This is a genomic window from Limibacter armeniacum (assembly GCF_036880985.1).
Lineage (GTDB): Bacteria > Bacteroidota > Bacteroidia > Cytophagales > Flammeovirgaceae > Limibacter > Limibacter armeniacum.
In genome coordinates this window covers 219,356-234,522 of sequence record NZ_JBAJNO010000003.1, presented here as the reverse complement: position 1 = coordinate 234,522, position 15,167 = coordinate 219,356, and the positions used below count along the sequence as shown (strand labels likewise).

10 protein-coding genes are annotated in these 15,167 nt (G+C 42.0%); 8 read left to right on the top strand and 2 right to left on the bottom strand.

From position 1 onward, the window contains the following. Nucleotides 1–613: 613 nt before the first annotated feature. Nucleotides 614–1,774 carry a hypothetical protein gene (locus V6R21_RS03275; protein ID WP_334240856.1) on the bottom strand — a complete coding sequence of 387 codons (1,161 nt, stop codon included), beginning with the start codon at nt 1,772–1,774 and terminating at the stop codon, nt 614–616. A 272-nt stretch (nt 1,775–2,046) separates the two neighbouring features. Here V6R21_RS03275 and V6R21_RS03270 point away from each other — a divergent pair, with 272 nt between their 5' ends. Beyond that, nucleotides 2,047–2,460 (top strand): hypothetical protein, encoded by a 414-nt coding sequence (locus V6R21_RS03270; RefSeq protein ID WP_334240854.1) that lies wholly within the window; start codon nt 2,047–2,049, stop codon nt 2,458–2,460. Nucleotides 2,461–2,667: 207 nt separating this feature from the next. Then, complete coding sequence (locus V6R21_RS03265) at nt 2,668–4,233, top strand: sodium/sugar symporter (RefSeq protein ID WP_334240852.1); 1,566 nt, start codon at nt 2,668–2,670, stop codon at nt 4,231–4,233. Nucleotides 4,234–4,332: 99 nt separating this feature from the next. Here the strand turns inward: V6R21_RS03265 and V6R21_RS03260 are convergent, their stop codons facing one another. Then, nucleotides 4,333–5,385, bottom strand: coding sequence for a LacI family DNA-binding transcriptional regulator (locus tag V6R21_RS03260; RefSeq protein ID WP_334240850.1), 1,053 nt, complete (start codon nt 5,383–5,385; stop codon nt 4,333–4,335). Nucleotides 5,386–5,546: 161 nt separating this feature from the next. Here V6R21_RS03260 and galK point away from each other — a divergent pair, with 161 nt between their 5' ends. The 6 genes from galK to V6R21_RS03230 all read left to right on the top strand — a co-directional run bounded on the left by galK (nt 5,547) and on the right by V6R21_RS03230 (nt 15,162). Then, nucleotides 5,547–6,707 (top strand): galactokinase, encoded by a 1,161-nt coding sequence (galK, locus tag V6R21_RS03255; protein WP_334240848.1) that lies wholly within the window; start codon nt 5,547–5,549, stop codon nt 6,705–6,707. A 95-nt stretch (nt 6,708–6,802) separates the two neighbouring features. Next, nucleotides 6,803–7,867, top strand: a complete 1,065-nt coding sequence (locus tag V6R21_RS03250; protein WP_334240846.1) for a UDP-glucose--hexose-1-phosphate uridylyltransferase — start codon at nt 6,803–6,805, stop codon at nt 7,865–7,867. Nucleotides 7,868–8,345: 478 nt separating this feature from the next. Continuing rightward, entirely contained in the window at nt 8,346–10,358 is a 2,013-nt protein-coding gene (locus V6R21_RS03245) for a glycoside hydrolase family 97 protein (protein ID WP_334240844.1), read from the top strand. A 166-nt stretch (nt 10,359–10,524) separates the two neighbouring features. After that, nucleotides 10,525–11,049 (top strand): DUF5004 domain-containing protein, encoded by a 525-nt coding sequence (locus V6R21_RS03240; protein ID WP_334240842.1) that lies wholly within the window; start codon nt 10,525–10,527, stop codon nt 11,047–11,049. Between the two features lie 16 nt (nt 11,050–11,065). After that, the gene (locus tag V6R21_RS03235) at nt 11,066–12,175 is read left to right on the top strand and encodes a hypothetical protein (RefSeq protein ID WP_334240840.1); all 1,110 of its coding nucleotides are present in this window, start codon (nt 11,066–11,068) and stop codon (nt 12,173–12,175) included. Nucleotides 12,176–12,204: 29 nt separating this feature from the next. Continuing rightward, nucleotides 12,205–15,162 (top strand): SusC/RagA family TonB-linked outer membrane protein, encoded by a 2,958-nt coding sequence (locus tag V6R21_RS03230; RefSeq protein WP_334240837.1) that lies wholly within the window; start codon nt 12,205–12,207, stop codon nt 15,160–15,162. Nucleotides 15,163–15,167 lie beyond the last annotated feature (5 nt).

The window sequence follows — 15,167 nt, the reverse complement described above, 5'->3', positions numbered from 1 at the left end:
AAGGTCTGTCACTTTCTACAATTGGTTTACCGTCTTATATTGAGTGATATGAAGTCATGGTTTCAAATTGATACCATGATATTCTTTTACATATAATATCATTTTGGATAACTCTTTTTACATGCCTATTCTAATAACAGATGCTAAATCAATTTTTGATTGAAGAATGAACCAATTATTCAGTATTGAAAATTTGATCAAGAGAAAAGTGGGAGGTATTCTGAATAGGGTAGGAGACCTGAAGTAGTTGGTTAAAAAATAATTCTACGATTTATCTTATCAATAATTTTTTGAGGGTCTTAATACTAGTAGCTAAATCAATTGTATATCTATTAAGATGTTGATAGGTCATGGTTTCAAATTGATACCATGCGTTAGTAGTTTTTTGAATCAAGGTTTCATTGTATGGTATCAAAATGATACCAAGCTATAAAATCGAAATTGCTCGAATAAGTATAAAGGTCTGTCACTTTCTACAATTGGTTTACCGTCTTATATTGAGTGATATGAAGTCATGGTATCAAATTGATACCATTATCACAAAAAAGAAACCATGGTGTCATTCTGATACCATGGTTGTTGATGAAAAAGTAATAAGAGCGTGGATTTACGATTACTGTCCATATGTGTTAATGACTTCTGTAACAGTTTTTACATTGGCATGAAAAATTTTCATTAAGTATCGATAATCTCTAATGCCAGACCTGACAGCTCCAATTAGGCCATCCAAGTCTGTTCTTGGAGAAACTTTAATTTTTGGGGAAGCGGCTTTGTCTTCTTTTTGTGGTTCATCTTTACCATTAAATTTAAATCCAATACTAGCATTACTTTCTTCTTTGTGGCTAACGGATGAAGTATTCGCTGAAGTAGTGGTTTCCAATTGCCAGTCAGAGACAGTGGATGGGAGCGTGGCGTATTGCTTTAGCTGATCGTTTGGAGAGACTGCCTGATACTTATAAATAAGTTGCTGCTCGTGCAACACCTGAAAGTCAAAATAAATAATAAACCAACCTGTCAGTAAAATAAGTAAATCAACCAGACATGCGACAGCCGCAAATATCAAACTATTAAACTGATGACCTTGAGAGAGTAAATACTTTTGCTCTTTAAATTGATCCTGTAATTGCCCTTGCTTGGTATGCATCAATTTTTGGAGATAGGAAATCCTATTGTCATAGTCAGCATATGCTTTTGCGACTTTATGGTTTAGCGCATATTTTCCTTTTCCTAAATAAACTGTATTGTTTTGGTAGAATTGCTTTTTCTCCTCTTTTAGAGATTGGATTTCTGAAGTATAGTAACTTTGAAGAGAATCGACACTTTTCAGGTGACTTTTTTGAAGCTCTTGGAATGATGAGTTACTTAGATTGTAAAGCTGTTTGGCTCCTTCCATACTCATCACTACACTTCCAACTGAAAAAAACAATGTAACTACAAGTAAAGCAATACCAGCTTGTCTGCCTCCATAGTACATTTCTGAACTGATACGTACCAATTGGGCTTTCGCTGTTTCCCAACCTGTGAGCATTAGAAGTGCCAAAGGTATTGCCAGCCATATTGGAAGGGAAGTAGCAAGTAGTGTCCAAAGAAAAGTAGTTGCCGTCGCAATGGAGAGTAATGGTAGTAGATACTTACTCAATGATGCAATTTTTCTGAGTGATGCAAACCTGATAGCAAATGGCTTCCATGCAAAACGATCTTGTGCTCTATGCAGGTGATCCTCGTATTTGGTTCTTTCGAGGATTTTTTCGAGAGGATTTTGTAATTTTGACATAAGATCAATGATAAATTTTGATTTAAGCGCTTCCCCTGAAGTTTGGTCGCGGAAGGGGAAGTGTTTTTTTAATTAAATTCTTTTAGGAGAAGCTGTTGATTTCCCTAAAAAGTGGTTTCAAAAGTAATAGCTCTTAATCATCCTAATGGGTGCAATAAGTTTGCGCTCAGTGAGCGATTAGGATGATTTACTGCAATTTTATAGATTAGCGATAAAATTAGCAATAAAATAACGATAAAAATATCGCTAATTAATCGATATTTAACTGATAAATGAGCAATAAAAGGTATCTCAAGATAAGCGAACTGTCAGAACTAGCTGGCAAGGCGGAAGTTACGGTAAGAAAGACAATTGCTGCCAAATTCAAGGAAAATAAGCATAATGACAGCATTATTGCAGAGCCGTACCGTGGTAAACAGGTGCGATACTTTGTAGAGTTGGAATACGCTAAGCAACTGTTCGGTATTAGCGATCAAAATACAGATGATAAATCGATAGATGAGTCTGAAATGATTGCTCAGTTGCGCTCAGAGATCGCTTTTTTACGTAAACAGGTAGAAGAGAGTAGGGAGCGAGAGAAGGAATTTAGGAGTGCAGAGAACGAATACAGGCAAATGTTAGGCTATCTGACAAAGGTATTAGGGGAGAAGGTTGCAGAAGATCTCAACGTCAAAAAATTGAAATAATAATTGTCTTGATGACAAATAAGAAGGAGTCCAGTGTAGGACTCCTTTTTTGTTGCTAACCAAGTCAGCATAAGATTCCGATAACGTTACCGGAAACGATATTTCGTGTTTAGACACTCAAAATTGTTGATAGATACTGTTTTATATCCCGTCAATAGTATATAATTGGTAAAAAAATGTACTTTTTACGACTATTAGCTATAAGATATGGATTTCTCAACGATTGATTTTATTGTGTTTATCGGGTACTGCCTGCTGATCATCGGGATTGGCTTGTGGGTATCTCGAGACAAGGGAGGGCATGAAAAGAACTCCGAAGATTATTTTCTGGCCAGTAAGTCATTACCTTGGTGGGCTATTGGTTCGTCACTGATCGCATCCAATATTTCTGCTGAACAGTTTATTGGTATGTCAGGCTCTGGTTATGCAATCGGTTTTGGTATTGCCAGCTATGAGCTGATGGCAGCAATAACACTTATTGTGGTTGCCAAATTCTTCTTACCCATTTTTATCAGGGAAAAAATATTTACAATGCCACAGTTCCTAGAGCATCGTTACGATAGCCGAGTGAGAACAAGTATGGCGATTTTCTGGATCTTCCTGTTTGTATTTGTCAACCTGACTTCAATCCTTTACTTGGGTGCATTAGCATTGCAGACCATTATGGGGGTTGATCTGATGTATGGTATCATCGGTTTGGCATTGTTTTCAGGGCTGTACTCGATCTATGGCGGTCTGAAGGCTGTTGCATGGACAGATGTGATTCAGGTGATCTTCCTAATTGGTGGAGGTCTGATTACAACTTACTTGGCTGTAAATGCAGTGGGTGGTGATACTGGTTTCTTTGCAGGTGCTTCTGCTTTATTGGAAAAAGCTCCTGAAAAGTTTGATTTGATTTTTGATTCTAATCAGGAGGCATATTCTTATTTACCAGGTATTTCTGTACTGGTAGGGGGTATGTGGATCGCTAACTTGAGTTACTGGGGATGTAACCAATACATTATCCAGCGTGCTTTGGCAGCTAAAAACATTGAAGAAGGACAGAGAGGTATCCTGTTTGCAGGTTTCTTGAAAGTGGTTCTGCCTTTGATCGTGGTAATTCCAGGTATTGCAGCATTCGCATTGCAGGCAGATATTGCCAAGCCAGATGAGGCTTATCCTTGGCTTCTGAGTACATTTGTGCCAACAGGAATCAAAGGACTGGCATTCGCAGCATTGATTGCAGCAGTGGTTTCTTCACTTAGCTCAATGATCAACAGTATTTCTACTATCTTTACGCTAGATATCTACAAGCCGTTTTTCAACAAAAACTCTTCTGAAGGTAATCTGGTAAAAGTAGGTCGTTTGACAAGTGCTGTAGCACTGTTGATTGCTGTTTTGGTTGGCCCTCAGCTGGCAAACCTTGATCAGGCATTCCAGTTTATCCAAAAATACTCTGGTTATGTAAGCCCAGGTGTTGTGGTAATCTTTATTTTCGGATTGTTCTGGAAAAAATCGACAGCAAATGCTGCATTGGCAGTGGCTGTAGCTTCTATTCCATTCTCAATTCTGGTAGACAGTGTATTGTTCCCAGAGATGCCATTTATCGACCAAATGGGTGTAGTTTTCTTGATACTTTCAGCAATGATGGTTGCTATTACATATATCGAAGGGTATTCACACAGTAAAGGTTTTACCTTTGGGATGGAGTTATTCAAGACCAGCTCAGTGTTTAATATGGTGTCAATCCTTCTATTTACTTTCGTAGCTGCAATTTATGCACTTTGGTGGTAGCTAGATAGTAGATTCTAGACACTAGATATCAGAAAAAAGACCTATCGGGATTCAGATTTTCCGGTAGGTCTTTTTTGTGTACAATCTCCAATATCGTTTCTAAAGTCTCTTTTTCACACTTGACCTTCCCGTAATCAATTCAGTGGGTAAGATTATGGTGCTATGCTCAAAAGGCAAGTTTTTGGTAGCAGGGTTGTGCTTATGGTTTATTTCTTTGATTAGCAACTCAGCTGCTTTTGACCCCATCATGGCAGAAGGTTGCCTGATAGAGGTAAGGCTTGGGTTAAAAAGTCTACCCATAGGGTCTCCTGTATAGCCTACAACCCCAATTTCTTCAGGGACTTTTACACCTAGTTCATTCAAGTAATGTAAAATTTCAAATGCTACAGGGTCATTGATTGCAAAAATAGCATCAGGAGGCTCTGGAAGTCTAAGTAATTGCTCTGTAGCAGTTGCCGCATCGACTCTCAGGTTACAATGGATCAGGTATTCAGACTGAAAACCAATGTTATACATCTCCAACGCTTCTTTATATCCCTCTATTCGTTTCTGGCTGATATACAGGTTTTTAGGGCCACTGATGTGAGCGATTCGTTTATAGCCGTGCTCAATCAGATGGGCAGTGGCATTGAACGCACCATCCTTGTCATCCACTATCACATTGGAAAATACTTGTTGCAGTTCAGGGATTACACGGTCAAACATAACCACAGGAATGTCTTCTTCCTTTGCTTGATGAAGGTGCTGATAGTCTTCAGTGTCTTTAGAAACAGAGATAATGATACCGTCTACTTGGTTATCAATCATCATCTGTACACTATCCTGTTCCAGCTTAAACTGCTCTGAAGTATGTCCAATCAACATCTTGTATCCATACTCATAAAGTGTCTGTTGTATACCACTGATGGCGTAGCCAAAGAATGGGACAGACAGTTCAGGAACAATCACACCAATATTGTAGGTTCTTTTACTTACAAGGCTGGTAGCAAGCATATTGCGCTTGTAGTTTAGCTGTTCCGCCAATGCTAGTACCTGCTGTTTGGTTTCGTAGTTGACATCAGGTGCATCACGCAAAGCCCTTGATACTGTGGAGACGGAAATATCAAGTCTTCGGGCTAGATCCTTTATGGTGGTATTTCTCTTCTTTTTCATGGTTGATTGTCAAAAGCTTAACGCAGCCTTTTTCCGATAACGTTACCGGAAACGGTATTTCACTTTTAGTGTCAAATTAGCTTGTTATGAGTGGCAATTTATCAATCTTATCTCACTATACTAGTGTTATAAATGTGAAAGTTACAATCAATTCGGGGATTATGAATACAAGAAATGCAGTAAAGAAGTTCGAAGAACTGTTTGGTACTCCAGAGGTGATTGCTAGAGCACCCGGAAGGGTCAATATTATTGGCGAGCATACAGACTACAATGATGGTTTTGTATTGCCTGCTGCCATTGACAAGGAAATGGTATTTGTGCTACGCAAGAATGATCTGGACAAGGTTCAGGCTTATGCTATAGACCTTAATAAGCACGGAGAATTTGACTTGGACAACCTTTCTCCTCAAGAAGGGTGGATTAACTACATTATTGGTGTAGTAGCTGAAACGCAGAAAAAAGGACTGAAAGTGAGAGGCTTTGATGTCGTGTTTACCAGTGATGTACCACTGGGAGCAGGTATGTCATCTTCTGCGGCATTGGAATGTGGTTTGGGAACGGGCCTTAACTCGCTTTTCGAAGGTTCTCTTGAGCCTGTGGATATTGCATTGGCAGGACAGGCTGCGGAGCACAATTTTGCAGGTGTTAAGTGTGGAATCATGGATCAGTTTGCTTCAACATTTGGCAAAGAAAACCATGTTATCCGTTTGGATTGCAGAACACAAGAAATTCAGCATTTCCCACTGAATATAGAAGGCTACAAGCTGGTTTTGTGCAATACCAATGTAGCACACTCATTGGCCTCATCAGAATACAATACACGTAGGGCACAGTGCGAGTCAGGTGTCGAAGTGATAAAAACCAAGTATGCTGAGGTAAAGAACCTGCGTGATGTAACCCATGAGATGCTTGACGAATGTCAGGCAGAGATGGATAAAGTGGTATATGACCGTTGCAGCTATGTAGTGGAAGAAAATGAGCGTTTGGAAGAGGCATGTCATTGTCTTGAAAATCAGGATTTGGAAGGGTTAGGTAAGCAGATGTACGGGTCACACAAAGGGTTGAGTGAGAAGTATGAAGTAAGCTGTAAGGAGCTTGATTTTCTGGTAGAACAGACTCTCGACAAGGACTATGTTCTGGGTGCCCGAATGATGGGTGGTGGCTTCGGAGGCTGTACCATCAACTTAGTCAAAGAAGAAAAGGTAGAAGCATTTATTGCAGAAGTAGGACCTGCTTATAAAGCCGCGATGGGCAAGGATATGACGGCTTATACGGTCGTAATCGGAGATGGTGCTAAGGCTGAGCAGTTTCTGAAAGCATAAATTAATAGGTATAAGAAACTGGATTTTTGCTTATAAACAGGTTTGTACAAGCCTCTGGTTTCTTATACCTATCTAGTATCTAATATCTTAAGAAAATGAATAAAGAATTCTCATTTGAGGAACATCCTCACAGAAGATATAATCCACTAACTGGCGAATGGGTAATGGTATCGCCTCACCGTTCCAAGAGACCTTGGCAAGGTCAGGTTGAAGACATGGAGGAGGAGAAGCGCCTGAAGCATGACCCTGACTGTTACTTGTGTGCCGGAAACACTAGGGTAGGAGGGGAGAAAAACCCTGAATATACTGATACCTATGTGTTTACCAATGATTTCTCAGCATTGCTTTCAGATACTCCAGAAGGAAGCTTCAGTAAAGGTGGGCTACTGAAAGCGGAGAGTGAAAGAGGAATGGCAAGAGTAGTTTGCTTCTCACCACGCCATGACCTGACAATTCCTGAGATGGAAGTAGCTGCCATCAGAAAAGTGGTAGACCTTTGGGCAAAGGAATACGAAGACCTCGGTAAAAAGGAATTTATCAATTACGTACAAATCTTTGAGAATAAGGGTGCTACGATGGGTTGTTCCAATCCACACCCGCACGGTCAGATTTGGGCAGAGGAGACAGTTCCGGTAGAACCAGCCAAAAAACAAGTGCAACAGCTTGCATATTGGAAAGAAAATGGAACATCGTTGTTGACTGATTACCTGAAAATAGAACTGGAATCAGGTGAGCGTATCTTGTTTGAAAATGAGCACTTTGTGGGTTTGGTACCATTTTGGGCAGTTTGGCCATTTGAGGCGATGATCGTCCCTAAACGCCATGTAGCTCGTATCACTGACCTGACAGATGCAGAAAGAGATGCCTTCGCTGATGCCTATAAGCAATTAGGTATTATGTACGATAACCTGTTCGAGATTTCTTTCCCATACTCGGCAGGTATCCATCAGGCTCCTACAGATGGCAAAGCTCATGAGGAATGGCATATGCATATGATGTTCTATCCGCCATTGTTGCGCTCAGCCACAGTCAAGAAGTTTATGGTAGGCTATGAGATGCTGGCAAATCCGCAACGTGATATTACAGCGGAACAGGCGGCAGCAAGATTGAGAGTACTTTCCAAGGAGCATTACAAAAGCAAAAGGAATGTATTCAACTAAGCTTTAATATTCGGTAAAAGTGTGTATAACGAAACACCCCCACTTGTTAGTTTTGACTGACAGGTTGGGGGTTGTTTTTTTAAAGTGATTTGGTACACTTTATCGCTTAAAAAACATAAAAGACATCGTACTCTTTCCTTATAAAAAGTGACCGATTCTAATGGTATTAATGGGTAAGCGTAAACCATATACTTGTTGTTTTTGTATCAGAAATCATGAAAAATACTCTTTGAAATGTTCAATATAGAGCATTTTCGGGCTTGATAAGCTCTTGATTTGTCTAGATTTTTGATTCAATAATTATATTGATAATCAGTTGATTGAGATTTTTTTTGTCTTATTTTTTCTAGATTTTGTTTTGATAAATTCATGTTCGTGTACAACTGACCTTTATTTGTGAAACAAGTGTTGGAGATACTCTTATCAGATTTGGCTGGTAAGTATTTCTCAAGTAAAAGCATTATAAAGCAGTGTTCACATGAAGAAGGTTATTCTATTTTTTTGGGTCGTGTTGGTAATGGCATCCTGTGCTGAAAAAGTACCTGACCTAGACAAGGAAGAGGTAACATCACCGGATGGAAAAATTGCCCTGACATTCGAAGTAAAGAATGGCGTCCCTTACTATCAGATCTCCAAAGAAGGAGAGCCCATTATCAGCCCGTCCCGATTGGGATTTATTTTCCAAAATGCAGCAGCCTTGGATACAGGTTTCCATATTGTCAATATCAAGAAAGAGATAGTGGACAATACATGGGAATTGCCTTGGGGAGAGTCCAAGACTGTAAGAGACTATCACCAGCGCATGAATGTAGCTTTGGAGGAGAAAAGCGGAGAGAACCGAAAGCTGAATCTGGAGTTCAGGGTATTTAATGACGGTGTTGGTTTCCGCTATGAAATTCCAGAGCAGCCACATCTGGAAGAGTTGGTAATCATGGATGAGTTGACGGAGTTTGCCTTGGCAAAAGATTTTCAGGCGTGGTGGATTCCAGCAGTGGGAGACAATCAGGATTATGAGTATTTGTATAAGAAAAGTCCTGCTAATGTGTTGCGTGAAGCAGTGCATACGCCACTGACCATGGAATATAAGGACAGTCTTTATATCAGTATCCATGAGGCGGCCTTGGTAGATTATGCAGGGATGACACTGCTGAATATCGGTGACAATACGCTCTCATGTGATTTGGTGCCTTGGTCAGATGGGACAAAGGTTAAGACGGCAGCACCAATGAAAACACCTTGGAGAACGATTCTGATTGGTGATAAGGCAGGTGATTTGGTGACTTCCAACCTGATTTTGAACCTGAACGAACCTAATCAGCTGGAAGACGATTCTTGGATTAAGCCAGCAAGATATACTGGTATCTGGTGGGGAATGCACCTGGAAAAGCAGACTTGGGGACAGGGACCTAAGCATGGTGCGACAACGGAAAATGTAAAAGCCATGATGGACTTTGCCGCAAAAAACAACCTTTCGGGTGTATTGGCAGAAGGATGGAACGAAGGATGGGATGGCGACTGGACCGAAGGAAGGTTTGACTTTACAAAACCATACCCTGACTTTGACTTGGCAGAAATCACAAGATATGGTGAAGAAGTGGGCGTTGGACTGATTGGTCACCACGAGACAGGAGGAAATGTAGAGAGCTATGACAGACAATTGGAAGATGCCTTTGACCTTTACAAGGCACATAACGTCCACTATGTCAAAACGGGCTATGTTTCTAAACTGATCAACGATAAGGAAAGACACCAAGGTCAGTACATGGTTCGTCACTTCAGAAGAGTGATGGAAGAGGCGGCCAAAAGACAGATCATGTTGGATACCCACGAGCCAGTAAAACAGACAGGTTTACGTAGAACCTTCCCGAACCTGATGACTGCGGAAGGCGCAAGAGGAACAGAGTATGACGCGTGGAGTGATGGAAACCCGCCAAGCCATACGACTATTCTTCCTTTTACAAGACTGCTGGCAGGACCAATGGATTACACGCCGGGTATCTTTGATATCATGATCGAAAGCAGACCGAACAACAGAGTACAGACTACACTGGCGAAGCAATTGGCGCTCTATATCGTAATCTACAGTCCGTTGCAGATGACTGCCGATCTTCCCGAGAATTACAAAGATCAGCCAGCATTTGAGTTTATCAAGAATGTGCCGGTTGACTGGGAAGAAACAAAGGTATTGAATGCTAAGATTGGTGAGTATATCACTACCGTTAGGAGAGATAAAGAAAGCAGGTCGTGGTACTTGGGAAGCATTACCAATGAGAAGGGGAGAACACTGGAAGTGCCATTGGATTTCTTGGATCCTAACACGACATACCAGATGACGGTCTACGCTGATGGAAAGGATGCTGATATGACCAGTAACCCATTATCCATGCAGATTGACAGTGATACGATAAGCAGTAATGGTACGACGCTGACATTGCAGCTGGCACCGGGAGGAGGGGCAGCAGTAAGCTTCCAGCCAATGGAGCAAATCTGATAAGCAACCCAATTTTAAAACATATATGATAAAGGATAGCTCCTGTTCAATTAGGGAGCTATCCACCAAGATGGCAGTGTCAGGAAAATATTCTGGTGATACTGCATACCAGACACCTTGTGTCTATGGAGTTATAGTTCATTCACATCCAACAACTATCATAAGTATGAAAATGAGATCGATCATCAAAGGTGTGGGAATAGGTTTATTCCTGACAACCATGCTCTACGGCTGTTTCTCGCCTGAGGATGGCAGCTTTGTAGAACCAATTACACGATACGAAAAAATGAAAGGCAGCTGGACATTGACAGATGTTGTTCAAGCTGACGAGCAGGCTACCTCAGGAGTAACAGAACTGAGCCTTTATGGCAAGTTTGACTTCGCCACAATGAAAATCAAACTGAATGAGGATGAGTCAAACAACCCAACTTCATTTGAAGTGACAGGCGATGCTCCTCAGCTATTTGTTCAGAAGGGGTATTGGGATTTGAATTCAGCATTTGCTGATGGAGAAGCTGCTATCATGAACCTATACTCAGATGAGGCAAAGTCACAGAAAATAGGTCAGTTGGAAGTGACCAATGTGCCAGGAGGTACACCTTCTTTGGCTTTGAAACTTAGCCGTTCGGTAGTAGGCAGTAGCGTTCCGTTCCTGTCTTATACTTTCACTTTTTCACCTGAAACCAATTAAATAACACACCATTCTCATGAAGAAATTACTATTTACACTTACCATACTGGCAATGCCGATTCTTGGTTTTTGTCAGGCTCGGATTGCAGATATCTGGACACAGCCTGCCATCTTCGTGGCAGATGAAGAAGTGACGATATACTTTGACGTAACAGGGACATCATTGGCTGGAGCATCAGAAGATGTTTACTTGTGGTCTTGGTTCCCTTCAGAACCGGATGCAGGCAACTGGGAAAGTTCCTCTGAATTTGCCAAGCTGACACATGTAGAAGGCGATATCTGGCAGATCACGATGGTTCCTTCAGAGTACTATGGAGTTGATGCATCAAGTATTGTTTCCATCTATGGCTTGCTGAAAAACAAGGACGGTTCAAAGGTGACAGATGCCTTTGCGCCTGATAAGGGGAACGCTGTAAACTTGTATAGCCTGACGGATATCAAGACTACCCTGACGGTAGATTATTACCCAAAAGAAATTCCTGTTGATAGACCATTCTCTATGGTATTCAATGCTAACAATACCATGTCTGATTGTGATGACTCAGGAAGTGGCAATGTAGGTAAACTGGCTGGGGCGGATGCTGTACACTTGCATTCAGGTATCAATGAGTGGCAGAACGTGGTAGAAAACAATCCAGACAATTTTGAGAAGACTGCCCTGACACATTTGGGTGATGGTATCTGGAGAATGGACATGATCCCTAGCGAGTACTACGGTAGTGGTGATACGCCAATTAAGCGTATAGATGTGGTTTTGGCTAACAAGGAGTGGAGTCTATTGGGACTTGATGCTGGTTGTGCTGACTTTATTATCAATCAGATAGTGGTTGAGCCTGATGTAAAGCCTGGTTTCCAGTTTTTCCCTCAGAAAGTGACGAAGAACGATATCCTTACCTTGGTTGCCACCAATGGTGATGAGGAGGTTTCGTCTATGCACTATAAAATCACTGCTGGTGAGGATGTAATGGAAGGAACATTCGATGGCGCAAATCCTGAATACAGGGCGATCATTAACCTGAGTGGCTGGTTGAAGGATAAGGAAGTAGAGTCGATCAATGTGGTGGTTAAAGACAACTTCGGTATCACATTCCATGAGTCAGACTTCACATTTGTCAAGACGAACTAATGTTCATAACCTTATTAAAATATCTACGCATGAAATTTTCACAATTGATATATATCCTCAGCACTGTGCTAATAGTGTTTTGGGGTTCCGCTGCCGTTGCCCAAGAAAACTCGGCTGCGATAATGGTCAAAGGGCAGATCAAGACGGCTGATTCAGATGAGCTCCTACCAGGAGCATCAGTATCAGTAGAAGGAACAAGTATCGGTACTATCACAGATGTAGATGGTAAGTTCAGCTTGGAAGTACCCAATGCCGATGCAATGTTGGTAGTGTCATTTATTGGTTATACTACCCAAAAAATACCTGTAAACGGCAGGTCTCAAATTAATGTATCCTTAGAAGTGGATAACCTGCAACTGGATGAGATTGTGGTAGTAGGGTACGGTATCCAGAAGAAAGGTGAGGTAACAGGCTCAACAGCATCCGTTACTTCCAATGACTTCAACAAGGGGGTAATCAACTCGCCTGAGCAGCTGATTCAAGGTAAAGTAGCAGGTCTTACAATTGTAAAGGCAGGCGGTGATCCAGCAGAAGGTGCTTCGATCCGTTTGCGTGGTGGTACTTCACTTTCAGGTGGTAACGCTCCGCTGGTAGTAGTGGACGGTGTACCGGGTGCTGATATCAATACGGTATCTCCTAACGACATTGAGTCAATGGATGTACTGAAAGATGCTGCAGCGACAGCCATCTACGGTGCGAGAGCAGCTAACGGTGTCATCATCATCAATACCAAGAAAGCGAAGAAAGGTGACAGCAGCGTTGAGTACAGCACTTATGTATCAGTAGGTTCAGCAGCTAAATACCTTGACATGTTGTCTGCCAACCAGTGGAGACAGTATGTACGTGACAATGATGTCCAAGGTGCGATCGACTATGGTGCAGATACAGACTGGCAGGCAGAAATCCTTCAGACAGCTATCTCACATTCGCACAACGTAGCTTTGTCAGGCGGATCAGAGAATACTTCATACAGGGCTTCGGTAAACTTTATCCAGAATGAGGGTATCGTAAAGACCAGTGAGCTTGAAAGGTTGAATGCCAAGCTTTACGTACAGCAAAGAGCATTGGATGACAAACTGAAAGTGGACTTGAGCTTGAGTTCAACTTTTGACGAATACGTTCCGGTGAACAACCTACTGACGGAGCCAGATGGCAAGGCACATAACTCACCTTTCCGTTTCGCATACAACCTGAACCCAACAATGCCTGTGTATGATGCCAACGGCGATTTCTTTGAGTCAAGGGGCTTGAATGAATACAACAACCCTGTAGCCTTGCTGCATCAGCGTCAGGATGACCGTTCAAGACGCAGAACATTGGGTGTGGCGAAAGTTGATCTGGAGATCATCAGTGGCTTGAATGCAGTACTGAATACGTCTTACAGTGTAAACTCATACAAAAGAAAATATTACCTGCCAACTGACTCAAGGTTGGGAGAACAGGACAAGGGCTTTGCCTTGCAGGAGCAGAATGAGCAGCACCAAAGGTTATTGGAAGCTTACTTGAACTACAACAAGTCATTTGGAGATCACAACATCAATCTGGTAGGTGGTTATTCATACTTCGACCAGATGAACGAGTGGTCTGGTGCAGGCAGAAGAGGCTTTGATTCAGACATCTTCGGATATGACAACATGGGTGCAGGTCAGGATTACCGTATCGGTGATGTATGGTCAGGACGTAACAGCTCCAAGCTGGTGTCCTTCTTCGGACGTGCCAATTACAGCTATATGGGCAAATACATGTTGCAGGCTTCATTGAGAAGGGATGGTTCATCCAAGTTTGGAGACAATCACAAGTGGGGTGTTTTCCCTGCTGTATCAGTAGGTTGGAACATTGCGGACGAAGCCTTTATGGAAAGCGCTCAAAGCTGGGTAAATGACCTGAAACTGAGAGCAGGTTACGGTATAACAGGTAATCAGGAAGGAATTGCTCCTTACCAGTCACTGGCTTTGTCAGGACCGACAAGTAACGACCCTTACTATGATTCAAACTCAGGTACTTGGAAGTATGGTTATGGCCCTGTACAGAACCCTAACCCTGACCTGAAGTGGGAATCAACAACACAGATGAACATTGGTATCGACTTCGCATTGCTGAACCGTTTCAGAGGTTCAATCGACCTGTATGACAAGCAAACTGATGACTTGCTCTATACTTACCAAGTTCCTCAGCCGCCATATGTATATGGCTATATGCTTGCCAACGTAGGTTCACTAAGCAACAAGGGTATCGAATTCAGCCTGAACACATCGGTGATGGAGAAAGGTAAATTCAATTGGAGCATTGATTTCAATATCGCTTACAACAAGCAGAAGATTGAATCGCTGTCAAATGATATCTATACAACAGACGCTATCCAGTCTGGCAAGATCGAAAACAGGGGCTTCTCTGAGCTATACACACAAACAATCCGTGAAGGTTATGTACCAGGTACTTTCTACGGCTTCAAATTCAAGGAGTTTGATGAGGATGGCAAGTATGTGTTGGAAGGAGAAGGACGTGAGGAAGACAAGCAGATTTTGGGTGATGCACAGCCTGATCTTGTAGGAGGTTTGGGAATGAACTTCCGTTACGGAGACTTTGACCTTAGCTTCTTCTTGAATTCTATTATCGGTCACGACATCCTGAATGCTACGAAGATGAGTATTATGGATGAGGGCAGGCTACCAGGCAACAACGTACCGGATGAAGCACTGACAGACCAATTGAATGACGCTCCTCAGTTCTCAGATTACTGGATCGAGGATGGCTCATTTGTCAGAATGCAAAACGTAACGTTGGGCTACACAGTACCTGTCAAGGCTACTTCCAAGCTGAGAAGCGCGCGTATCTACGTAACGGGTGAGAACCTGTTCCTGATCACCAACTACTCAGGTGTAGATCCGGAAGTAAACATGTCGGGACTTTTGAACCCAGGTATCGACAACTATAATGTTTATCCTAGACCACGCACGATCACTTTAGGTGCAAGCGTGAAATTCTGATCAAA